This is a genomic window from Streptomyces sp. NPDC002888 (genome assembly GCF_042888465.1).
GTDB lineage: Bacteria > Actinomycetota > Actinomycetes > Streptomycetales > Streptomycetaceae > Streptomyces.
Genome location: NZ_JBIAPU010000023.1, coordinates 151,584 through 173,793 on the forward strand (window position 1 = coordinate 151,584; position 22,210 = coordinate 173,793).

At 69.1% G+C, this 22,210-nt stretch carries 19 protein-coding genes and 2 tRNA genes; 12 read left to right on the forward strand and 9 right to left on the reverse strand.

The features are described from left to right. Positions 1–25: 25 nt before the first annotated feature. From rsmG to rpmH, 6 genes are all read right to left on the reverse strand, one after another. A complete protein-coding gene (rsmG, locus tag ACFYWX_RS32820) occupies positions 26–742 on the reverse strand; it encodes a 16S rRNA (guanine(527)-N(7))-methyltransferase RsmG (protein ID WP_389428366.1) in 717 nt (238 codons plus the stop codon). 118 nt (positions 743–860) lie between these two features. After that, entirely contained in the window at positions 861–1,373 is a 513-nt protein-coding gene (locus ACFYWX_RS32825; protein WP_389428368.1) for a protein jag, read from the reverse strand. Between the two features lie 15 nt (positions 1,374–1,388). Continuing rightward, positions 1,389–2,675, reverse strand: coding sequence for a membrane protein insertase YidC (gene yidC, locus ACFYWX_RS32830; RefSeq protein WP_389428370.1), 1,287 nt, complete (start codon positions 2,673–2,675; stop codon positions 1,389–1,391). A gap of 3 nt (positions 2,676–2,678) precedes the next feature. Further along, entirely contained in the window at positions 2,679–3,032 is a 354-nt protein-coding gene (gene yidD, locus ACFYWX_RS32835; protein WP_389428372.1) for a membrane protein insertion efficiency factor YidD, read from the reverse strand. Continuing rightward, on the reverse strand, positions 3,029–3,400 hold the full coding sequence (gene rnpA, locus ACFYWX_RS32840; protein WP_389428374.1) for a ribonuclease P protein component: 372 nt from the start codon (positions 3,398–3,400) through the stop codon (positions 3,029–3,031). The genes yidD and rnpA overlap by 4 nt, the downstream gene beginning before the upstream one ends. 21 nt (positions 3,401–3,421) lie before the next feature. Further along, positions 3,422–3,559 (reverse strand): 50S ribosomal protein L34, encoded by a 138-nt coding sequence (gene rpmH / locus ACFYWX_RS32845; RefSeq protein WP_005482975.1) that lies wholly within the window; start codon positions 3,557–3,559, stop codon positions 3,422–3,424. A gap of 373 nt (positions 3,560–3,932) precedes the next feature. On the opposite strand from rpmH, the gene dnaA reads away from it, so the two are divergent. The 9 genes from dnaA (at position 3,933) to ACFYWX_RS32890 (ending at position 16,946) form a co-directional block, all read left to right on the forward strand. Continuing rightward, the gene (gene dnaA, locus ACFYWX_RS32850; protein ID WP_389428376.1) at positions 3,933–5,972 is read left to right on the forward strand and encodes a chromosomal replication initiator protein DnaA; all 2,040 of its coding nucleotides are present in this window, start codon (positions 3,933–3,935) and stop codon (positions 5,970–5,972) included. 882 nt (positions 5,973–6,854) lie between these two features. Further along, complete coding sequence (gene dnaN / locus ACFYWX_RS32855) at positions 6,855–7,985, forward strand: DNA polymerase III subunit beta (protein WP_389428378.1); 1,131 nt, start codon at positions 6,855–6,857, stop codon at positions 7,983–7,985. Positions 7,986–8,236: 251 nt separating this feature from the next. After that, positions 8,237–9,112: a phosphogluconate dehydrogenase (NAD(+)-dependent, decarboxylating) gene (gene gnd / locus ACFYWX_RS32860; RefSeq protein WP_389428380.1), complete on the forward strand. Its 876-nt coding sequence runs from the start codon at positions 8,237–8,239 to the stop codon at positions 9,110–9,112. A 42-nt stretch (positions 9,113–9,154) separates the two neighbouring features. Continuing rightward, positions 9,155–10,276 carry a DNA replication/repair protein RecF gene (gene recF, locus ACFYWX_RS32865; protein ID WP_389428382.1) on the forward strand — a complete coding sequence of 374 codons (1,122 nt, stop codon included), beginning with the start codon at positions 9,155–9,157 and terminating at the stop codon, positions 10,274–10,276. Next, positions 10,273–10,806 carry a DUF721 domain-containing protein gene (locus ACFYWX_RS32870; protein ID WP_389428384.1) on the forward strand — a complete coding sequence of 178 codons (534 nt, stop codon included), beginning with the start codon at positions 10,273–10,275 and terminating at the stop codon, positions 10,804–10,806. Before recF ends, ACFYWX_RS32870 begins: the two co-directional genes overlap by 4 nt. A 409-nt stretch (positions 10,807–11,215) precedes the next feature. Further along, positions 11,216–13,276: a DNA topoisomerase (ATP-hydrolyzing) subunit B gene (gene gyrB / locus ACFYWX_RS32875; RefSeq protein ID WP_389428386.1), complete on the forward strand. Its 2,061-nt coding sequence runs from the start codon at positions 11,216–11,218 to the stop codon at positions 13,274–13,276. A gap of 42 nt (positions 13,277–13,318) precedes the next feature. Further along, on the forward strand, positions 13,319–15,913 hold the full coding sequence (gene gyrA / locus ACFYWX_RS32880) for a DNA gyrase subunit A (RefSeq protein WP_389428388.1): 2,595 nt from the start codon (positions 13,319–13,321) through the stop codon (positions 15,911–15,913). Positions 15,914–15,931: 18 nt separating this feature from the next. Further along, positions 15,932–16,738 (forward strand): DUF3566 domain-containing protein, encoded by an 807-nt coding sequence (locus ACFYWX_RS32885; RefSeq protein ID WP_389428390.1) that lies wholly within the window; start codon positions 15,932–15,934, stop codon positions 16,736–16,738. Between the two features lie 134 nt (positions 16,739–16,872). Further along, positions 16,873–16,946: transfer RNA gene (locus tag ACFYWX_RS32890), tRNA-Ile, on the forward strand. 243 nt (positions 16,947–17,189) lie between these two features. On the opposite strand, the gene ACFYWX_RS32895 is transcribed toward ACFYWX_RS32890, so the two are convergent. Beyond that, complete coding sequence (locus ACFYWX_RS32895) at positions 17,190–17,549, reverse strand: DUF6344 domain-containing protein (protein WP_389428392.1); 360 nt, start codon at positions 17,547–17,549, stop codon at positions 17,190–17,192. Between the two features lie 313 nt (positions 17,550–17,862). Here ACFYWX_RS32895 and ACFYWX_RS32900 point away from each other — a divergent pair, with 313 nt between their 5' ends. Continuing rightward, positions 17,863–17,991, forward strand: a complete 129-nt coding sequence (locus tag ACFYWX_RS32900) for a DLW-39 family protein (protein WP_003999697.1) — start codon at positions 17,863–17,865, stop codon at positions 17,989–17,991. Between the two features lie 117 nt (positions 17,992–18,108). After that, positions 18,109–19,467, forward strand: a complete 1,359-nt coding sequence (locus ACFYWX_RS32905) for a hypothetical protein (protein ID WP_389428394.1) — start codon at positions 18,109–18,111, stop codon at positions 19,465–19,467. On the opposite strand, the gene ACFYWX_RS32910 is transcribed toward ACFYWX_RS32905, so the two are convergent. After that, positions 19,431–20,855, reverse strand: coding sequence for a protein kinase (locus ACFYWX_RS32910; protein WP_389428396.1), 1,425 nt, complete (start codon positions 20,853–20,855; stop codon positions 19,431–19,433). The two genes, ACFYWX_RS32905 and ACFYWX_RS32910, sit on opposite strands and share 37 nt — an antisense overlap. Before the next feature lie 212 nt (positions 20,856–21,067). After that, positions 21,068–21,616 carry a helix-turn-helix domain-containing protein gene (locus tag ACFYWX_RS32915; RefSeq protein WP_389428398.1) on the reverse strand — a complete coding sequence of 183 codons (549 nt, stop codon included), beginning with the start codon at positions 21,614–21,616 and terminating at the stop codon, positions 21,068–21,070. 180 nt (positions 21,617–21,796) lie between these two features. Here ACFYWX_RS32915 and ACFYWX_RS32920 point away from each other — a divergent pair. After that, positions 21,797–21,869, forward strand: a tRNA-Ala gene (locus ACFYWX_RS32920). Positions 21,870–22,210: the final 341 nt, after the last annotated feature.

A 22,210-nucleotide genomic window follows, 5' to 3' on the forward strand; every position in this document is an offset into this window, starting at 1 on the left:
GAGTACGGCTCGTCGTCAGGACGGATCAGCGGCGTCGACGCGAACGGCCGGTTCGAGCCGCCTTGGCCTTCTTCGCAGCGAAGCGCACACCACCCGGGCTCTCCCCGACCTCAACCCGCACCACGGTGGACAACGGGTCCACGACGCCCTCGCCGACATGAAGGATCGACGTTTCCACCGCTCCCAGCTTGCTCAACGCAGTAGCCGCGCTCTTGAGCTCCTCCTCCGCGGTGTCGCCCTTGAGCGCCAGCATCTCGCCGTACGGCCGGAGGAGCGGGATACCCCAAGTGGCCAGCCGGTCCAGCGGGGCCACGGCGCGAGCCGTCACCACATGGACCGGTGGCAGCTTGCCCATGACCTCCTCGGCCCGGCCGCGGACCACGGTCACATGGTCCAGCCCCAGCAGCTCGACGACCTCGGTCAGAAAGTTCGTGCGCCGAAGCAGCGGCTCCAGCAGCGTAATCTTCAGATCCTCGCGCACGAGGGCCAGCGGGATACCGGGCAGCCCCGCCCCGGAACCGACATCGCACACCGTCACACCCTCGGGCACAACCTCGGAGAGCACAGCGCAGTTCAGCAGGTGCCTCTCCCACAGGCGAGGCACCTCTCGCGGGCCGATGAGCCCCCGCTGCACTCCTGCCTCGGACAGGAGCTCGGCGTATCGGACCGCATCGGTGAAGCGATCACCGAATACGTCGCGTGCCTTTTCAGGCACAGGGGGGAGCTCCGCTGCCTCCGTCACGGGGACCGTCCTTCCGTACCGCATCGGTGCTTCGGGCACCGACCACCAGAACTACCAGGCTGACAAAGTTCGGCCCCGTCTGGGAAACAGACGGGGCCGGAGGAACGCACGTATCGAATCAGTCGGGGAGCACGACGACGAACCGCTGCGGCTCCTCGCCCTCGGACTCGCTGCGCAGGCCCGCGCTCTTCACCGCGTCGTGTACAACCTTGCGCTCGAAGGGCGTCATCGGCTTCAGCTTCACGGGCTCACCGGTGCTCTTGGCCTCGGCCGCGGCCTTGGCACCCAGCTCGGAGAGCTCGGCGCGCTTCTTGGCCCGGTAGCCCGCGATGTCCAGCATCAGTCGGCTGCGGTCGCCGGTCTCCCGGTGCACGGCCAGGCGCGTCAGCTCCTGCAGTGCCTCCAGCACCTCGCCGTCCCGCCCGACCAGCTTCTGCAGGTCTCGGCTCCCCGAGTCGCTGATGATCGACACGGACGCGCGGTCGGCCTCGACGTCCATGTCGATGTCGCCGTCGAGGTCGGCGATGTCCAGCAGACCCTCGAGGTAGTCCGCCGCGATCTCGCCCTCCTGCTCCAGGCGGGACAGGGTGTCTGCACCCTCGGCAGCGGCGGAGGTGGTGCCTTCCGTCACGGGATGGACTCCTTCTTACTTCTTGGACGGGGACTTGGGGCGCTGCGGGCCCTTGCGCTGCCCGGACTGTGCCTTGCTGCGACCGCCGGCTCCGGACTTCGCATCGCCCTTCTTGGCAGCCGGCTTGGCGTCCTCCGGCTCGTCGGACTTGCTCAGCGACGGCGGCGTCGACTGATTCGGCTCGGTCTCGCCGGCCGCCTTCGTGGCACCGGACTGGCGCTGGGACTTGGACTGCCGCTTGGGCTGCTGGCGCTTGGCGGTGGCCGCGGTGGTGGTCACCGTGCCGTCCTCGGTCTGGACGACGGCCTGGCTCTCGCCCTTCACCACGGTGCCATCGGCCTGCGCCGCGAGACCCGCCTTGTTCAGGCCGTTGATGAACTTGCGCTCGTGCTCGTTGCGGTCGCGGCCCTTGGTCACGATGGCCTTGACGATGGCCTTCTCACGGCGGTTGCGGGTCTTGCCGTGGTCCGTGACGTGCTTGGAGAGGCGCTCCAGGTACGCGGCCTGGGCCTTGGAGCCCGGGGTCGGGTTGTTGCGGATGACATACATCTGCTGGCCCATGGTCCACACGTTGGTGGTCAGCCAGTAGACGAGGACACCGACCGGGAAGTTGATGCCGAAGACGGCGAACATGACGGGGAAGACGTACATCAGCATCTTCTGCTGCTGCATGAACGGCGTCTTCACGCTCGTGTCGACGTTCTTCGTCATCAGCTGGCGCTGCGTGTAGAACTGCGACGCCGACATCAGGACGATCATGATCGCGGTGACGACCCGCACATCGGTGATCGAAGCGCCGAGGGACTCCGCCTTCGCCGCGTTGTCGGTGAACTTCGCGGCCAGCGGAGCACCGAAGATGTGCGCGTTCTGCGCGCTCTCCAGCAGGCTCTTGTTGATCACGCCGATGGTGTCGCCCGACGCGATGCCGTTGAGCACGTGGTACAGCGCGAAGAAGAACGGGGACTGCGCCAGGATGGGAAGGCACGAGGAGAGCGGATTGGTGCCCGTCTCCTTGTACAGCTTCATCATCTCTTCGGACTGACGCTGCTTGTCGTTCTTGTAGCGCTCCTGGATCTTCTTCATCTCGGGCTGCAGTGTCTGCATGGCCCGGGTCGCCTTGATCTGCTTCACGAAGAGCGGGATCAGGCAGATACGGATCAGGATCACCAGAGACACGATCGACAGGCCCCAGGCCCACCCGGTGTCGGGGCCGAAGAGGGCGCCGTACACCGTGTGGAACTGGACGATGACCCAGGAGACAGGTGTCGTGATGAAGCTGAAGAGGCTGGCAATCGTGTCCACTAATCATGCTCCTTGGGCATGGGACTGGGTCTCTGCGGCCGGGCTCGAAGCAACGCTCTCTTCGGTGGCCGTTTCGGCGGCGGAGGGCCCGCCCTTGCGTGCGCGCCAGGCGCCCAGCAGCATCTCGTGCCACCGCGGACGCTTGCGCGGCGGGACGTGGTCCACGCCGCCCAGCGACCACGGATTGCACCGGAGGATGCGCCAGGCGGTCAGTGCCGTTCCCTTGATCGCGCCGTGCCGGTCGATGGCTGTGTAGCCGTAGTGGGAGCACGACGGGTAGTACTTGCAGACCGGCCCGAGCAGCGGACTGATCGTCCACTGGTAGAGCTTGATCAGAGCCAGCAGCGGGTACTTCATCGCGCGCCCCCTCCCAGCAGCCGTTGAAGGGCGGCATCCAGGTCTTGGGCCAGCTGTGCATGGTCGGCGTCACCCGCACCGGGCAGCGCTCGTACGACTACCAGGCTACCGGGGGGAAACAGGGCGACTCGGTCACGCATCAGATGGCGCAGCCGGCGCTTCACGGTGTTGCGTACGACCGCTCCGCCCACGGCCTTGCTCACGACGAAACCCGCACGCGTCGGGGGAGCGCTCTCCCCAGGCGCGTGCGGGTCCGTGGCACCGCTACGAAGGTGGACGACGAGGAGCGGGCGTCCGGCGCGGCGCCCTCGTCGTACCGCGGTCGCGAAGTCCTCGCGCCGCCTCAGCCGATGCTCGGTAGGCAGCACGACGTCATGACCTGATCGGGATCAGGCGGACAGGCTGGCGCGACCCTTGCTGCGGCGGTTCGCGAGAATCGCGCGGCCGGCACGGGTACGCATCCGCAGGCGGAAGCCGTGGGTCTTCGCGCGACGACGGTTGTTCGGCTGGAAGGTGCGCTTGCTCACTCGGGGGCTCCAGAAAGAATCGGTAGTTGCGGGGTGCCGTCCTGGCTGTCACCGTGCGCCCACGAGTAGCTCTCGTTACGCCCGTGTGCACCGCTTTCCGATCACCTGACGCGATCTGTGCCCATCGGAGGCAGGCGGCAGCAGCCATCGACAACTCGACCTGGTTACGGTACGCGCGGCTACGCCATCCGGTCAAACCAGGGATCACTGAGAGACACTATCCACAGGCTGGGGACAACAACTTGAACCGCACCGGTCGCCCTGACTACCGTGGCTGGACTCCGATTCGTTCCCTTATCTCTGACCCACCCGATTTACATCCCGAGCCGTCCCACAACCACACGTTCGTGGGACCTGCGAGAAAGCGTGCCCTGTGGCTGACGTACCTGCCGATCTTGCCGCAGTGTGGCCACGCGTACTGGAACAGCTTCTCGGTGAGGGTCGCGGCCAGGGTGTCGAGACGAAGGACGAGCACTGGATCCGGCGGTGTCAGCCCCTCGCGCTGGTCGCGGACACGGCCCTGCTCGCCGTACCGAACGAGTTTGCGAAGGGCGTGCTCGAAGGCCGCCTCGCCCCGATCGTCAGCGAGAGCCTGAGCCGCGAGTGCGGCCGCCCGATCCGCATCGCGATCACCGTGGACGACTCCGCGGGCGACCCTCCGGCCCCGCCGGGGCCGCCCGCCCGTCCCCAGTCGCGCTATGACGACCAGCCGCGGTACGACGAGCAGCAGCGGTACGAGGAACCCGAACTCCCCTCCGCTCCCTATGGGGGCTACGGCCGCCACCGCGCGGAGGACCGCGGCCCCGGCCGCGGCGAACAGATGCCCGACGGCGATCCACAGCCCCCCGCCCGCGCGGACCAGCTCCCGACGGCCCGCCCCGCGTACCCCTCGGAGTACCAGCGCCCCGAGCCCGGCGCCTGGCCGCGCGCCTCGCAGGACGAGTACGGCTGGCAGCAGCAGCGACTCGGCTTCCCGGAGCGCGACCCGTACGCGTCACCGTCGCAGGAGACGTACGGCGGTCGCGGACAGGACGCCTACGGCGGTCAGGGACATGACGCATACGGCGCCCCCGCGCAGGATGCGTACGGCGCCCCGGCACAGGACCCGTACGGCTCGCCTGCGCAGGACTACCGCCCGCAGTCGATGGAGCGCCCGCCCTACGACAAGCAGCGTTCCGAGTACGACCCGACGCGCACGGAGTACGAGCAGTCCCGCGCGGACTACGACCAGCGCGACGGCGGCCGCCGTGACCTGCCCGAGCCGCCGGCCGGCTCCGGGCGCGTCCACCGCGGTGGGCCCGTCGGATCCAGCCTGCCCACCACCGGCGCGCCCGGCCCGCTGGCGGCGCAGCCCGCGCCGGCGACCGGGCCCGGTGAGCCGACCGCCCGCCTGAATCCGAAGTACCTCTTCGACACGTTCGTCATCGGCGCATCGAACCGCTTCGCCCACGCGGCCGCGGTCGCCGTCGCCGAGGCGCCCGCGAAGGCGTACAACCCCCTCTTCATCTACGGGGAGTCCGGGCTCGGCAAGACGCACCTGCTGCACGCGATCGGACACTACGCGCGGAGCCTCTATCCGGGCACCCGCGTGCGGTACGTGAGCTCGGAGGAGTTCACCAACGAGTTCATCAACTCCATCCGCGACGGCAAGGGCGACAGCTTCCGCAAGCGCTACCGCGAGATGGACATCCTGCTCGTCGACGACATCCAGTTCCTGGCGGACAAGGAGTCGACGCAGGAGGAGTTCTTCCACACCTTCAACACGCTCCACAACGCCAACAAGCAGATCGTGCTCTCCAGTGACCGGCCGCCGAAGCAGCTGGTGACCCTGGAGGACCGGCTGCGGAACCGTTTCGAGTGGGGCCTGATCACCGACGTCCAGCCGCCCGAGCTGGAGACGCGTATCGCGATCCTGCGCAAGAAGGCGGTGCAGGAGCAGCTCAACGCCCCGCCGGAGGTGCTGGAGTTCATCGCCTCGCGGATCTCGCGCAACATCCGCGAGCTGGAGGGCGCGCTGATCCGGGTGACGGCGTTCGCGTCGCTCAACCGGCAGCCGGTGGACCTGGGCCTGACCGAGATCGTCCTGAAGGACCTGATCCCCGGCGGTGAGGACTCGGCCCCCGAGATCACGTCCACGGCCATCATGAGCGCGACGGCCGACTACTTCGGGCTCACCGTCGAGGACCTGTGCGGCACCTCGCGCGGCCGGGCCCTGGTCACCGCCCGCCAGATCGCCATGTACCTGTGCCGTGAGCTCACGGACCTGTCGCTGCCGAAGATCGGCGCGCTGTTCGGCGGCCGCGACCACACGACGGTCATGCACGCCGACCGCAAGATCCGCAATCTGATGGCCGAGCGGCGCTCCATCTACAACCAGGTCACCGAGCTCACCAACCGCATCAAGGCCGGCTGACAGCAGGCACCGCAAGCCGCTGAGGGCGCCCCCGGGAGGACATCCCGGGGGCGCCCTTCGTCGTTCCGGGGGCCGCCACTCGTCATGGCGTTGTCAGCCGCTGTTCGAATAGCTGCCGGGTTACGGCCACTCTCCACAGATTCGGTGACTTTTTCCCGTCCACACCCTGGGGACTGCGAAGTTGTCCATACGGTGTCCACAGGGCGTCCTGTTGAAGGACCGTCGGGCCAGGTCAGCTGGTTGTGGATTCGTGGACGAAGGATCTCCACAGGCTGTGGACAGAGAGACGATCCACAAGCTGTGCACGAAGTTGTCCACGGACAACCCACAGGCTGGAGCCGGTTGTCCCCAGCGATCGGCCGCTTCTCCACATGTCTGTCCACTGTTCGGCAACGCGACGCACCTGCTCACCGTGTCGAGTGAAAGCCGTCACACGAAGCTGCCGGGTTGCCCTGTGGGAAAGGTGGGTAAAGCTGGGGACGGCGCTGGGGAGAACTCGCCTCAACCTGTGCATGGGGTGTGCAGAACTTTCTGTTCTCCACAGATACCCCCGGTTGTCCACCGCCTCCGCCCACAGGGCCCGTGGACAAAATTTCCGCTCTGAGCTGGGAAAACGTAGTTATCCACGGTATCCACAGCCCCTACTACTACTCCCAACTAGAGAGAGCTGGGAATCCGTTTCGAAGTGGGTCCTGTGCACAACTCGCTCTTCGTTGCCCGGCTGCCCCTCGTCACGACTTGACCCCGAGAGGCACCTACTGTCAGTGCGGTGCGTCAGACTGTTCCCCGGTGTCCTTCCCACCACGGGAAGCGGCGACACCGAGACAGACGTCGAGGGCCAGGCAGAGCGAGAAGCGCCGGCAACAGCAGGAGGCGGCAACAGTGAAGATCCGGGTGGAACGCGACGTACTCGCGGAGGCAGTGGCCTGGGCGGCACGCAGCCTCCCGGCCCGTCCGCCGGCGCCTGTCCTCGCCGGCCTGCTGCTGAAGGCCGAGGACGGCCAGCTGAGCCTGTCCAGCTTCGACTACGAGGTCTCCGCGCGGGTGTCGGTGGACGCGGAGGTCGAGGAGGAGGGCACCGTCCTGGTCTCCGGCCGTCTGCTGGCCGACATCTCCCGCGCCCTCCCCAACCGCCCGGTGGAGATTTCCACAGACGGTGTACGGGCGACCGTGGTCTGCGGCTCCTCGCGGTTCACACTCCACACCCTGCCTGTGGAGGAGTACCCGGCGCTGCCGCAGATGCCGAACGCCACGGGCACGGTCCCCGGTGAGGTCTTCGCCTCCGCCGTCCAGCAGGTCGCCATCGCGGCCGGGCGTGACGACACGCTGCCCGTCCTCACCGGTGTGCGCATCGAGATCGAGGGCGACACGGTCACGCTGGCCTCCACCGACCGCTACCGCTTCGCGGTCCGCGAGTTCCTGTGGAAGCCGGAGAACCCTGAGGTCTCCGCGGTCGCCCTGGTGCCCGCCAAGACCCTCCAGGACACCGCCAAGGCGCTCACAAGCGGCGACAGCGTCATCCTGGCGCTGTCCGGCTCGGGCTCGGGCGAGGGCCTCATCGGCTTCGAGGGCGCCGGGCGTCGCACGACGACGCGTCTGCTGGAGGGCGACCTCCCGAAGTACCGCACGCTGTTCCCGACCGAGTTCAACTCCGTCGCCGTGATCGAGACCGCCCCCTTCGTGGAGGCCGTCAAGCGCGTGGCCCTGGTCGCCGAGCGCAACACCCCGGTGCGGCTCAGCTTCGAGCAGGGTGTGCTGATCCTGGAGGCCGGCTCCAGCGACGACGCACAGGCTGTGGAAAGGGTCGACGCCCAGCTGGAGGGCGACGACATCTCCATCGCCTTCAACCCGACCTTCCTGCTGGACGGCCTGAGCGCCATCGACTCCCCGGTGGCCCAGCTGTCCTTCACGACGTCCACGAAGCCCGCGCTCCTCAGTGGCAAGCCGGCGGTGGACGCCGAGGCGGACGAGGCGTACAAGTACCTGATCATGCCGGTGCGGCTGAGCGGCTGAGCCATGTGAAGCGGTTCAGCCCCGAGGACGGCCGGGGGTGTGGGGTTGTCCCCCACAAGATCGCAGTATGCCGGTGCGGCTGAGCGGCTGAGCGTTGCCGACGGTCGTCCACAGGCTGAGGATGAATCCGCAGGTGAGGGCCCACGCCTGAGCGCGTATGCCCACAGATGTGCGCGAGCGTCCGGGTTTAGGGTCGGACGCAGGTACGAAAGTGCCGCGACGCCACCTCGGAAACCTAAGGAACACAACTGATGGAGCTCGGTCTCGTCGGCCTCGGCAAGATGGGCGGCAACATGCGCGAGCGGATACGCCGCGCGGGCCACACCGTCGTCGGATACGACCGCAATCCGGACCTCGCCGATGTCCACAACCTGAAAGAGCTTGTGGACAGCCTCAAGGGGCCGCGCGTCGTATGGGTGATGGTCCCTGCGGGTGCCGCCACCCAGTCGACCATCGACGAGCTCGCCGAGCTCCTCGAGCCCGGTGACGTCGTCGTGGACGGCGGCAACTCCCGCTGGACCGACGACGAGAAGCACGCCGAGGAGCTGGCCGCCAAGGGCATCGGCTTCGTCGACTGCGGTGTCTCCGGCGGCGTCTGGGGCCTGGAGAACGGCTACGCGCTGATGTACGGCGGCGACGCGGAGCACGTCGCCAAGGCGCTGCCGGTCTTCGACGCCCTCAAGCCGAAGGGCGACTTCGGCGCGGTGCACGCCGGCAAGGTCGGCGCGGGCCACTTCGCGAAGATGGTCCACAACGGCATCGAGTACGCCATGATGCAGGCCTATGCCGAGGGCTGGGAACTGCTGGAGAAGGTCGACTCCGTCACGGACGTACGCGAGGTCTTCCGCTCCTGGCAGGAGGGCACCGTCATCCGTTCCTGGCTGCTCGACCTCGCGGTCAACGCCCTCGACGAGGACGAGCACCTGGGCAGGCTGAAGGGTTTTGCACAGGACTCCGGCGAGGGACGCTGGACTGTGGAAGCCGCCATCGACCACGCGGTGCCGCTGCCGGCGATCACCGCGTCGCTGTTCGCGCGGTTCGCGTCCCGCCAGGAGGACTCGCCGCAGATGAAGATGATCGCCGCGCTGCGCAACCAGTTCGGCGGCCACGCGGTCGAGACGAAGTAAGCAACCCGCACCCGAGCACTCTGGGGAGGTCGGCTCCCGACCATGCACGTCACGCATCTGTCACTGGCCGACTTCCGCTCGTACGCCCGGGTCGAGGTCCCTCTCGACCCGGGCGTCACCGCCTTCGTCGGCCCCAACGGGCAGGGCAAGACGAACCTCGTCGAGGCGGTCGGCTACCTCGCCACCCTCGGCAGCCACCGCGTCGCCTCCGACGCCCCTCTGATCCGTATGGGCGCCGACCGGGCGGTCATCCGGGCGCAGGTCCGCCAGGGCGAGCGGCAGCAACTCGTCGAGCTGGAACTGAACCCCGGCAAGTCCAACCGCGCCCGCATCAACAGGTCCTCGCAGGTCAGACCCCGTGACGTCCTGGGGATCGTACGGACCGTCCTGTTCGCGCCCGAGGACCTCGCCCTGGTCAAGGGCGACCCCGGGGAGCGGCGCCGCTTCCTCGACGAGCTGATCACCGCCCGCTCACCGCGCATGGCGGGCGTGCGTTCCGACTACGAGCGGGTGCTCAAGCAGCGCAACACCCTCCTGAAGTCGGCCGCGCTGGCCCGTCGGCACGGCGGTCGCTCGATGGACCTGTCCACACTCGACGTCTGGGACCAGCACCTCGCGCGCGTGGGTGCCGAACTGCTCGCCCAGCGCCTCGACCTGATCGCCGCGATCCAGCCGCTGGCCGACAAGGCGTACGAGCAACTGGCGCCCGGCGGCGGCCCCGTCGCCCTGGAGTACAAACCGTCCGCGCCCGGTGAGGCGCACACGCGCGAGGATCTCTACGCCCAGCTCATCGCGGCGATTGCCGACGCCCGCAAGCAGGAGATCGAGCGGGGCGTCACCCTCGTGGGCCCTCATCGGGACGATGTGGTTCTCAAGCTCGGTCAGCTGCCGGCCAAGGGATACGCCTCCCACGGCGAGTCCTGGTCCTACGCGCTGGCGCTGCGGCTGGCCTCCTACGACCTGCTGCGGGCCGAGGGCAACGAGCCGGTGCTGATCCTCGACGACGTGTTCGCGGAGCTCGACGCCCGCCGCCGGGAGCGGCTGGCCGAGCTGGTCGCGCCCGGTGAGCAGGTGCTGGTGACGGCCGCGGTCGACGACGACGTGCCGCATGTGCTGGCGGGGGCGCGGTACGCCGTGGCCGACGGGACGGTGGAGCGCGTATGAGCACCGAGGAACCGGCCCCGAAGTCCCCCGAACCCTCCGGTGTCGACCTCGCGCGCGTGGCGCTGCGCGCGGCACGGGAGCAGGCACGCGCGCGTGGGGACGCGGCGCAGCAGCGCAAGCAGGCGCGGCGCGGCGCCGGCCTGCGCTCCGGCGCGCGCGCGGACGGCCGCGACCCCATGGCGCTCGGCGCCGCGATCAACCGGCTCCTCACCGAGCGCGGCTGGGAGGCCCCGGCCGCGGTGGGCGGCGTCATGGGCCGCTGGCCGGAGATCGTCGGCGAGGACGTGGCCAAGCACTGCGTACCGGAGCGGTACGACGAGGACGAGCGGGTCCTGGTCGTGCGCTGCGACTCCACGGCGTGGGCGACGAACCTGCGCCTGCTGGCCCCGACGCTGGTCGCCCGTCTGAACGAGGACCTGGGCCACGGCGCGGTGAAGCAGATCAAGGTCTTCGGTCCCGGTGGCCCCGCCCGCCGCTACGGCCCCCTGCGTGCCCCTGGGAGCACGGGTCCCGGCGACACCTACGGGTGAGCTCTGTCACATCGCCGATGCCGTAATCGTGGCGTCGGCGGCCTCGTCATGCCCCCGCGACGCGCCCGCGATGCCCTCGCGCACGGGTGTGGACACCGACCTGACCCGGGGGTAGCAACGGGTTGACACCCGGAAGCGCTGAGTGCCGCTGTGAGCCTCTTGGATACCCCATCCACATATCGGGACCCGTCCGAGACCGGTTGAGGGCGGCACATCAGGACTCAGGTACCGGCAAACCCCCATCACTGTCGGCGCTACCGGTAGACTGGGAGACAATCCCGCCCCGAACGTGGGGACCGTCCGGGACAAGCTGAGCAACGCTGATCAAGGCTTACCAACGCAACATGCCGCAGCCGCTCCGGCAACCCGCCGACGAGCCCGGCTCGTGCTGTGCCAGAAAGGGCGCTTCGTGGCCGATTCCGGCAACCCCAACGAGAACATCCCGTCCACCGACGCCGGCGCCAACAGCGCGGTGACCCCGTCGAACAGCGAGGTCACCGCCTCCTACGACGCCAGCGCCATCACCGTCCTCGAGGGTCTGGACGCGGTCCGCAAGCGACCCGGTATGTACATCGGTTCCACCGGTGAGCGCGGCCTGCACCACCTCGTGTACGAGGTGGTCGACAACTCCGTCGACGAGGCCCTGGCCGGGCACGCGGACACGATCGACGTGACGATCCTCGCCGACGGCGGCGTCCGCGTCATCGACAACGGCCGTGGCATCCCCGTGGGCATCGTCCCGTCCGAGGGCAAGCCGGCCGTCGAGGTCGTGCTGACCGTGCTCCACGCGGGCGGCAAGTTCGGCGGCGGCGGCTACGCGGTCTCCGGTGGTCTGCACGGCGTCGGCGTCTCGGTCGTGAACGCCCTGTCCAGCAAGGTCTCCGTCGAGGTCAGGACCGACGGCCACCGCTGGACGCAGGATTACAAGATGGGCGTCCCGACCGCCCCGCTCGTCAAGCACGAGGCCATCGAGAAGACCGGCACCTCGGTCACCTTCTGGGCCGACGGCGACATCTTCGAGACCACCGACTACTCCTTCGAGACGCTCTCGCGGCGCTTCCAGGAGATGGCGTTCCTCAACAAGGGTTTGACGATCAAACTCACTGACGAGCGCGAGTCCGCGAAGGCCGTGACCGGTGCCGACGAGGCGGGTACGGACGAGAAGGACGAGGTCAAGACCGTCACGTACCACTACGAGGGCGGCATCGTCGACTTCGTGAAGTACCTCAACTCCCGCAAGGGAGAGGCGGTGCACCCCACCGTCATCGACCTCGAGGCCGAGGACAGGGACAGGAGCCTGTCCCTGGAGGTCGCGATGCAGTGGAACGGCGGCTACACCGAGGGTGTCTACTCCTTCGCCAACATCATCCACACGCATGAGGGCGGTACGCACGAAGAGGGCTTCCGCTCGGCGCTGACGAACCTGATCAACAAGTACGCGCGCGACAAGAAGCTGCTGCGGGACAAGGACGACAACCTCACGGGCGACGACATCCGCGAGGGTCTGACCGCGATCATCTCGGTCAAGCTGAGCGAGCCCCAGTTCGAGGGCCAGACCAAGACCAAGCTGGGCAACACGGAGGCCAAGACCTTCGTCCAGAAGGCGGTCTACGAGCACCTCAACGACTGGCTGGACCGCAACCCGGTCGAGGCGGCGGACATCGTCCGCAAGGGCATCCAGGCGGCCACCGCGCGCGTGGCGGCCCGCAAGGCCCGCGACCTCACCCGCCGCAAGGGCCTGCTGGAGTCGGCGTCCCTGCCGGGCAAGCTCTCCGACTGCCAGTCGAACGACCCCATCAAGTGCGAGATCTTCATCGTCGAGGGTGACTCCGCCGGCGGCTCGGCCAAGTCCGGCCGCAACCCGGAGTACCAGGCGATCCTCCCGATCCGCGGCAAGATCCTCAACGTCGAGAAGGCCAGGATCGACAAGATCCTGCAGAACCAGGAGATCCAGGCACTGATCTCCGCCTTCGGTACCGGAGTCCACGAGGACTTCGACATCGAGAAGCTCCGCTATCACAAGATCATTCTGATGGCGGACGCCGACGTCGACGGCCAGCACATCAACACCCTGCTGCTGACCTTCCTGTTCCGCTTCATGCGGCCGCTGGTCGAGGCCGGGCACGTGTTCCTGTCCCGTCCCCCGCTCTACAAGATCAAGTGGGGCCGGGAGGACGTCGAGTACGCGTACTCCGACCGCGAGCGCGACGCGCTGATCGAGATGGGCCGTCAGCGGGGCAAGCGGATCAGGGAGGACTCGATCCAGCGCTTCAAGGGTCTCGGTGAGATGAACGCCGAGGAGCTGCGCATCACGACGATGGACCAGGAGCACCGCGTCCTCGGTCAGGTCACCCTCGACGACGCCGCCCAGGCCGACGACCTGTTCTCGGTCCTCATGGGCGAGGACGTCGAGGCCCGCCGCGCCTTCATCCAGCGCAACGCCAAGGACGTCCGCTTCCTCGACATCTGAGTCGGTCTCAGCTGACCGCACCAGGAAGGATTTTCACCAGCAATGGCCGACGAGAACACTCCAGTCACCCCTGAAGAGGGCGGCGACATCGCCATGCGCATCGAGCCCGTCGGGCTCGAGACGGAGATGCAGCGCTCGTACCTCGACTACGCGATGTCCGTCATCGTCTCGCGCGCGCTGCCGGACGTCCGTGACGGCCTGAAGCCCGTCCACCGCCGTGTGCTGTACGCCATGTATGACGGCGGCTACCGCCCCGAGCGCGGCTTCTACAAGTGCGCGCGCGTGGTCGGCGACGTCATGGGCAACTACCACCCCCACGGCGACAGTTCGATCTACGACGCCCTGGTCCGCCTCGCCCAGCCGTGGGCGATGCGGATGCCACTCGTCGACTCCAACGGCAACTTCGGCTCCCCGGGCAACGACCCGGCGGCGGCGATGCGCTACACCGAGTGCAAGATGGCGCCGCTGTCGATGGAGATGGTCCGGGACATCGACGAGGAGACCGTCGACTTCACGGACAACTACGACGGCCGCTCCCAGGAGCCGACCGTCCTGCCGGCCCGCTTCCCGAACCTGCTGATCAACGGCTCGGCCGGGATCGCGGTCGGTATGGCGACCAACATCCCGTCGCACAACCTGCGCGAGGTCGCCTCCGGTGCCCAGTGGTACCTGGAGAACCCCGAGGCCTCGCACGAGGAGCTCCTCGACGCGCTCATCGAGCGCATCAAGGGCCCCGACTTCCCGACCGGCGCGCTCGTCGTCGGCCGCAAGGGCATCGAGGAGGCCTACCGCACCGGCCGCGGCTCGATCACCATGCGGGCGGTCGTCGAGGTCGAGGAGATCCAGAACCGCCAGTGCCTGGTGGTGACGGAGCTCCCGTACCAGGTCAACCCCGACAACCTCGCGCAGAAGATCGCCGACCTGGTCAAGGACGGCAAGATCGGCGGCATCGCGGACGTCCGCGACGAGACGTCGTCCCGCACGGGGCAGCGCCTGGTCATCGTCCTCAAGCGCGACGCGGTCGCCAAGGTCGTCCTGAACAACCTGTACAAGCACACGGACCTGCAGACGAACTTCGGCGCCAACATGCTGGCGCTGGTCGACGGCGTCCCGCGCACGCTCTCGCTCGACGCGTTCATCCGCCACTGGGTGACGCACCAGATCGAGGTCGTCGTCCGCCGTACGCGCTTCCGGCTGCGCAAGGCCGAGGAGCGGGCGCACATCCTGCGCGGCCTGCTGAAGGCCCTGGACGCCATCGACGAGGTCATCGCGCTGATCCGGCGCAGTGACACCGTCGAGATCGCCCGCGGGGGCCTGATGAGCCTCCTGGAGATCGACGAGATCCAGGCCAACGCCATCCTCGAGATGCAGCTGCGCCGACTGGCCGCCCTGGAGCGCCAGAAGATCGTCCAGGAGCACGACGAACTCCAGGCGAAGATCAGCGAGTACAACGAGATCCTCGCCTCGCCGGTCCGTCAGCGCGGCATCGTCAGCGCGGAACTCGCCGCCATCGTCGAGAAGTTCGGCGACGACCGCAAGACCATGCTGGTGCCCTACGACGGTGACATGTCCATCGAGGACCTGATCGCCGAGGAGGACATCGTCGTCACCGTCACGCGCGGTGGTTACGTCAAGCGCACCAAGTCCGTCGACTACCGGGCGCAGAAGCGCGGCGGCAAGGGCGTGCGCGGCGCGAAGCTGAAGGAAGACGACATCGTCGACCACTTCTTCGTGTCGACGACGCACCACTGGCTGCTGTTCTTCACCAACAAGGGCCGGGTGTACCGGGCGAAGGCGTACGAGCTGCCCGACGCCGGGCGGGACGCGCGTGGACAGCACGTCGCGAACCTGCTGGCCTTCCAGCCGGACGAGGCGATCGCCGAGATCCTCGCGATCCGCGACTACGACGCGACGCCCTACCTGGTCCTGGCCACCAAGGCCGGCTTGGTCAAGAAGACGCCTCTGAAGGATTACGATTCCCCCCGTGCCGGCGGTGTGATCGCGATCAACCTCCGTGAGCGGGAGGACGGTTCCGACGACGAACTGATCGGAGCCGAACTGGTCTCGGCGGACGACGACTTGCTTCTGATCAGCAAGAAGGCGCAGTCGATCAGGTTCACCGCCACGGACGAGTCGCTGCGGCCCATGGGCCGTGCGACCTCGGGTGTCAAGGGCATGAGTTTCCGTGAGGGAGACGAGCTGCTCTCGATGAATGTTGTTCGACCCGGTACGTTCGTGTTCACTGCCACAGACGGTGGGTACGCGAAGCGGACTGCCGTCGACGACTACCGCGTTCAGGGTCGCGGCGGCCTCGGTATCAAGGCTGCCAAGATCGTCGAGGATCGCGGTTCGCTCGTCGGCGCGCTGGTGGTCGAGGAGACCGATGAGATCCTCGCCATCACGCTGTCGGGCGGTGTGATTCGTACGCGAGTCAACGAGATCAGGGAGACGGGCCGTGACACCATGGGCGTCCAACTGATCAACCTGGGCAAGCGCGATGCCGTGGTCGGCATCGCTCGTAACGCCGAGGCGGGACGCGAGGCGGAGGAGGTCGACGGCGATGTGGTCGTCGACGAGACCGCCGACAGTGTCGCGCCCACCGGCACGGACGAGGGTGAGGCGCCCTCGGCTGAGTAGCACGAGGAGTGAGTCATCGTGAGCGGAGCCACGGGCGCCGGGTCGACCGGTTCCGGTACCTCCACCGGTACGGAAACGGACGGCGGCGGCCGTGGCTCCGCCGCGCGTGCGACGGATACGCACACGACCCAGCTGAAGGCGATCAAGGCGACCGACTCGCACGCGCCTGACGCTCAGGGATCCCAGGGGGGAACTGTGACGGACTCCCGAGGTCCGCAGGCCCGGAAGCAGGACGCCGGCGCGGGCCCGGCGGCCTCCGGCGCGCAGGGACAGCCGCCGGCCCGGCCCGCGGCGCCGCAGTCGGCCTCCGCGCCGCCCGCCTCCCCGCTTCCGGGGGAGCGGCAGTCGCAGCAGGCGGCGGGGCCGTACCACCCGCCGCAGGCCTACCAGGCGCAGGCGCAGGCCCCCTCCGGGTCCGTACGCCGGCCGCGCACGGGGGCGAGCACGACGCCTCGCGTCCGCAAGGCGCGTCTGCGGGTGGCCAAGGCCGACCCCTGGTCCGTGATGAAGGTCAGCTTCCTGCTCTCCATCGCGCTGGGCATCTGCACGATCGTCGCGGCGGCGGTGCTGTGGATGGTCATGGACGCGATGGGCGTCTTCTCGTCGGTCGGCGGCACGATCTCGGAGGCGACCGGCTCGAACGAGTCGAACGGCTTCGACCTCCAGTCCTTCCTCTCGCTCCCCCACGTGCTGATGTTCACGTCGATCATCGCGGTCATCGACGTCGTCCTCGCGACGGCCCTCGCGACCCTCGGCGCGTTCATCTACAACCTCTCCGCGGGCTTTGTCGGCGGCGTCGAGCTGACGCTGGCCGAGGACGAGTGACTTTCGCCTGAAGGTCGTCCGTAGGCCGTTCCCGATGTGCTCTGACGGTCCCCCGACAACCGATTTTGGGACTGCCCACGTCGTGCGCTAATCTTCAGGAGTCAGCGCGCGGGACACACACCGCAGAGCGCGGCGGGGCTATAGCTCAGTTGGTTAGAGCGCATCCCTGATAAGGATGAGGCCACAGGTTCAAATCCTGTTAGCCCCACAGACGTGAAGGCCCCCAACCTCTTGAGGTTGGGGGCCTTCGGCGTTCCCGGAAGACGTGGGCGGCGGTGGCGCCCGGGAGGATGGTGGGGCCCGGAGGGTGGCGGGCCCGGAAGCTGGTGGGCCCGGAGGTTGGCGGGGGCCGAGGACATGGCGGAGGCCCGGTCGCTCCTGGGGGAGGGGCCGGGCCTCTCGGGCGGCGGTACGCAATTTCGCCGGTGATTGTGCTGGTGGGGCGGGGGTGTCAGCGCTGCAGGGGGATGGCGGGCCTGGGTGGGGTCTCGTCGCAGGCGGGCTGTGTGGCCGGGGTGGTCGCCTCCGCCGTGTCGGAGAGCGGGCGGTGGCGGCAGCCGGGGGACTTGCCGTGGGCCTCGGCACGAATGCGCTGCTTCATCGTGGGGGGCAGGGCCCGGTTATGGGACCAGGCCCAGGGGGTCATCGCCGGTGGTGTCACGTGCGCGGTGCTGTCGTCGCTGTTGCGCGCGGTGCCGGTCTCCTGTACGGCCGCGGTGGCGGTCGTGGTGACGAGTCCGAGCGTCGTGCAGAGCGCGAGGAAGGCGGTGACGATGGCGGTCCACAGCTTCATGACGTGGTTCTGAGCCATGACCCCTCACTTTCGGGTTGGGCGATTTGCGTACTTTCCTCATGATGTGTATGGGGGGCGCAAAGTGGTGGACCGACGCCCGTGGCGCGTCGTTCTTCGGATGAACACCACTCGGTTGGGGGCACGAAGGAGGAAAAATAAGAAAAGAGGAGAAATAGGGGCGCCTGATCCTCAGATGGAATCTGGGCATCCGGTTCTACTGGGCCGTACCGAGCGGTAGTTGGCGGTCGACTCAGGTCACCGATCGGTATCGGTCGGTGTGTATAGTCGGGCGCCAGAGGTCCCCTACGTCAAGGAAAGACGAGGTCGCGCGGTGAAGAAGCTGCTCCTGGTCGCACTGGCCGCCATCGGCGGTCTCCTCGTGTACCGCCAGATCCAGGCGGATCGCGCCGAGCAGGATCTGTGGACGGAGGCGACTGACTCCGTGCCCACGGGTTCGTGAGTCCCGACACCGGAATCTGAACAGACCCCGACCGCCCTCGCGGTCGGGGTTTTGCGTTGTCTCGGGGGTGCCGTACCGCCCGACGGGGCAGGATGGGCGACGACAAGGGGGCGTGCGATGGGGCGGCGTACGACGGCGTGGCGGCGCGCGGCAGAACGGCGCGCTCGTCGGCCCACGCCCCCGCGCGCGATCGTCGCCGGTGCCTTACTCTGCGCGGCCGCCGCACTTCCCGCGCCCGGCGCCCACGCCGTCGGGCTGCCGACCGCCGGGGCGTACGCCTTCGCCGACGACGTCCGGTCCGTCGAGGGCGCGACGAGCACCACCGACGCCGAACGCCTGGAACCCGGCAGCACCTACCGGAGCACCCTCCCGGGCAGCGGGAAGATCTACTACCGCCTCGAACTCGACGCCACCTCGAACGCGTACGTCTCCGCCACCGCCGTCCCCCGCCCCGGCACCACGGTCGCCGCCACCGACGGGCTCAAGGTCACCGTGCAGGACGCCGACAGCCACAGCTGCTCCATCGAGAGCCAGAGCCTCGGCGCCGCGCGCAGCCCCCATCCGATCGCGGCCTGGGGCGCGCGCGAGGTGGCACCGGACAAGAGCCTGTGCCAGGGAGCGGGCACGTACTACGTGGTCGTCGAACGGCTCGGTACGTCGGGCTCCTCGTCGGACGCCTGGGACCTGGAGCTCGCCCCGGTGTCCGAGCCGCCGCTGCGGCAGGCCGGCGCGACGCGTGCGCCCGAGGTCTGGGACTCCGCCCCGCCCGCGCCCCTGACCGGTGAGCCCGTGAAACGCGAGGGCGGAGCGGGCTTCACCGCCGCCACCCCCGTGGGCCAGGGCGTATGGCAGGGCGACATCGCACCCGGGCAGACCCTTTTCTACGCCGTGCCGGTCGACTGGGGCCGGCAGCTCCACGCCACCGCCGAGCTGGGCAGCGCACCCGACGGCGAGGGCTACGCGGTCGCCGCCCTGGAGATGTCGCTGTACAACCCCGTGCGCGCGCATGTCGAGGACGTCGGCGTCGGCTACGACGGACGGCAGAAGTCGGCTTCGCTCGCTCCCGTGCCGCCGGTCGCGTACCCCAACCGCTACGCCGTCGGCGCCCAGGTCCAGGGCATGCGGTTCGCGGGCTCCTACTACCTCGTCGTCCACCTGGCCGCACAGGTGGCCGACCGGTTCGGCGACGGGCCGTTCGGGCTGACCCTGCGGGTGCGGGTCGCCGGGGCGGGCGAGTCCGGCCCCGGATACGCGGGACAGTCCGTGCCGCGGGGCGTCTTCGAGATCACGGCGGCGGACCGGGAGGAGGCGGCCGAGGGCGATGCCGCCGGTGACGGCATCGCGATGAGGGCGCTCGCCGTCGGAGGCATCGGTTCGGGCACCGCGCTGCTGGTCGTCCTCGGGGTGTGGACGGCGACGGCCCGGCGGAAGGCCTCCGCTCAGATGCGCGTCAGCGCCCAGAACCCGACGCCGTAGCAGACCAGCGCGAGCAGCAGCAGCGGGACGGCGATCCTGGCGGGCGGTCCGGGGCGCCGGGCGCGGTGCCGAGCCGTGTCCTGGGCGGGCGGGGGAACCTGCGGGGTCTGAGCCGTGTACGCGGCGGTGGCGGTGTCGGGGCGCGTGGGCAGCGCGTAGGTGGTGTCGTGGGGGGCGTGGCGGACCGGCGACCGGTCGTGGGCGTACGCCGGCGCCGGTGTGTACGCCGGGGCCGCAGGCGGCGGCACAGCGGCTGTCCGCGGGGCCGCGGCCGGTCGGGGGGAGGAGCCGGTGGGCTGCGGCGGCGGCAGGTGGAAGCTGCCGGTGTCCGACATGCTGAGCGGCTGCGAGGGCGTGGAGGGCTGTGAGGGCATGAACGGCTGCGCCGGCCCACCTGGCGGGGACCCCCTGTCTGCCTTTTCTGCCTCTCCTTCCTCGGAGGGCAACCCCTCGGACGGCGTGCCCTCCGGAGGAGTCCACCCTCTCCCGTCCACGCCCGGCGACCGTCTGAACGGGCCTTCGGGACCGAACCCCGGTGGCAGCGGGCCGAGTTGGTCGAATATCTCGATCAGCTCGTCGTCGGGCCCCGGCTCGGGCAGCAGGTCGACGGCGGCGGCGAGTGCCTTGCGCGCCCCCGTGGCCGTGCGGAAGCGGGCCTGCGGATCGGGCTGCAGCAGCGAGGCCACGACCTGCCACAGCGCCTCTGGAAGGCCCTTGGGGGCCGCGGGCGTTCCGTGCTCCGCGAAGTACTGGACGAGCGCCTTGGCGTCCGGCTTGGCGCCCTCCAGCAGGTAGAGCGCGACGAGGCCGACGGCGAACAGGTCGGCGGGGAAGTCCGGTTCCGCCCCCATCATCTGCTCGGGCGCGAGATAACCGGGCGTCCCCACCACGAGGTTGGTCTCCGTCAGCCGCGGTTCGCCCAGCCGCATCGCGATGCCGAAGTCGGACAGGCGCAGCCGCGGCCGACCGGTACCGGTGGCTTCCAGCAGCACGTTGGCGGGCTTGATGTCGCGGTGCACCACGCCTTCCTCGTGCACCGCGGCGAGCCCGGCGAGCAACTGGTCCAGCAGGGTGCAGACGAACGCCGGTGGCAGCGGTCCGTAGTCGCCCACCAGGTGGACCAGCGAGCCGCCGGCGACCAGGTCCATGGTGAACAGGACCTTGTCGTCGTCGGCGGCCCAGCTGGCGGGCGCGAGCACATGGGGGTGGTCGATCCGCAGGGCCTGCTCGCGGACGAACCGCAGCAGCGAGTGGGCGTCGCTCTGCTGGAGGACCTTGGCGGCCACATAGCGGCGGCGCCGGTGGTCCCAGGCGCGCCAGACGGCGCCGACTCCGCCGCGTCCGATCGGGTCGGCCAGTTCGTACCGGCCGGCGAACACCTCACCCATGGCTGCGCGCTGCTCCTCCCCCTGTGGCTTCCCCCGTTCCCTCCCCCGCGGAGAGGGCTACGACCCCTCGTAGCCCCCTTGGTTGCCCCACGTCCCCCGTGGATGTCCCCCGTCGGTGTCCCCCGTGGATGAGTGATACGCCCGTGCCCCCCACGGACATCCCCTGCCGTCGGCCCGGTTGCCGAACCCCCTTCGGTGACCGGGCCGTGGGCTCAGGACTGGTGGGACTGGTAGTGCGCGACCGCGTCGGACGTGCGGCCGGCGCCGTACACCTTGAGGAACTCCGCCAGCTCCGGATGGCTCGGGGCCAGGGTGTCCGCGGCCTCGATGATGTCGCCGGCGGCGGCCACCGAGCGCAGCAGCGACTGGATCTCGCGGACCACCCGCTTGACCGTGGGTGCCCCCGAACCGCTCGTCGTCTGTGTGGTGTTGCTGAGCACCGATCCCCCCTGTGACCTCTTGATCTCGTCCATGCGGTCGGTCGCCTCGGCGGCGCTCACGCTGCCGTCCGCGACCTGCCCGGCCAACTCCTGCAGCAGCTGCACCCGCTGGACCACGGCCGGATTTCCGATCTTCGCCCGCTGACCACTCATCAGCTGCGACAACATCGGTGCCGACAGTCCCAGTACCCCCGCGAGACGAGCCTGGTTGAGACCAAGATCGTCGATGAGCTTACGGAAGAGCGCCCCCAGCGGCTCCCCGTACCAGTTCCGCTGCAGTTCCCGCGCTCTTGCGGTCGCTTCCTGCTGTGCGGCGTCCATTGCGTCTCCCCATCGCTTCCCCAAATACCGCGGTTCGCTGTAGCGAACCACGACGAGCATCTTACGGAGAGTGGCCGTCCGCGGGGACCCCCCATCTTTTTGCGAGATACCGGGGGCGACCCGGTACTCTGGTCTGCGGCGCCCACCGGTACGGGGATCCACCGGCCGGGCGTTCCTTTCGGGGCCTTAGCTCAGTTGGTAGAGCGCTGTCTTTGCATGGCAGATGTCAGGGGTTCGACTCCCCTAGGCTCCACTTCTCGGACCGGCCGGAAGCGCCTCATGGCGCCCGGCCGGTCTTTTGTCTGCCTCGCGTGACGTGCGTCACTCAAAGGTGTTGGCGGGACCGTGTCGCTCTTTGCGCAAACTGACGCAAACGGTGGCACGCGTGGGTCCGCCTCGCAGGTGGCGGAAGCGTGGTAACGCTCCCATCTGGTCTGATGCAAACACCGCCGGCCTGGTTCCACGTGAAACAACGCCACGGTGTGAAACACACAGCGCCGTGGGGGGGGGGGGGGGGGGGGGGGGGGGGCCCCCCCGGCCGGGGGGGGGGGGGGGGGGGGGTGGGGGGGGGGGGGGGGGGGCGGGGCGGCGGGG

Bases quoted from the DNA above. Each gene is read 5' to 3' on its own strand.
- gnd (WP_389428380.1), top strand. From the start codon at position 8,237: ATGGAGCTCGGTCTCGTCGGCCTCGGCAAGATGGGCGGCAACATGCGC.
- recF (WP_389428382.1), top strand. From the start codon at position 9,155: ATGCACGTCACGCATCTGTCACTGGCCGACTTCCGCTCGTACGCCCGG.
- ACFYWX_RS32905 (WP_389428394.1), top strand. From the start codon at position 18,109: ATGGGGCGGCGTACGACGGCGTGGCGGCGCGCGGCAGAACGGCGCGCT.
- ACFYWX_RS32910 (WP_389428396.1), bottom strand. From the start codon at position 20,855: ATGGGTGAGGTGTTCGCCGGCCGGTACGAACTGGCCGACCCGATCGGA.
- ACFYWX_RS32870 (WP_389428384.1), top strand. From the start codon at position 10,273: ATGAGCACCGAGGAACCGGCCCCGAAGTCCCCCGAACCCTCCGGTGTC.
- yidD (WP_389428372.1), bottom strand. From the start codon at position 3,032: ATGAAGTACCCGCTGCTGGCTCTGATCAAGCTCTACCAGTGGACGATC.
- gyrA (WP_389428388.1), top strand. From the start codon at position 13,319: ATGGCCGACGAGAACACTCCAGTCACCCCTGAAGAGGGCGGCGACATC.
- ACFYWX_RS32915 (WP_389428398.1), bottom strand. From the start codon at position 21,616: ATGGACGCCGCACAGCAGGAAGCGACCGCAAGAGCGCGGGAACTGCAG.
- ACFYWX_RS32895 (WP_389428392.1), bottom strand. From the start codon at position 17,549: ATGGCTCAGAACCACGTCATGAAGCTGTGGACCGCCATCGTCACCGCC.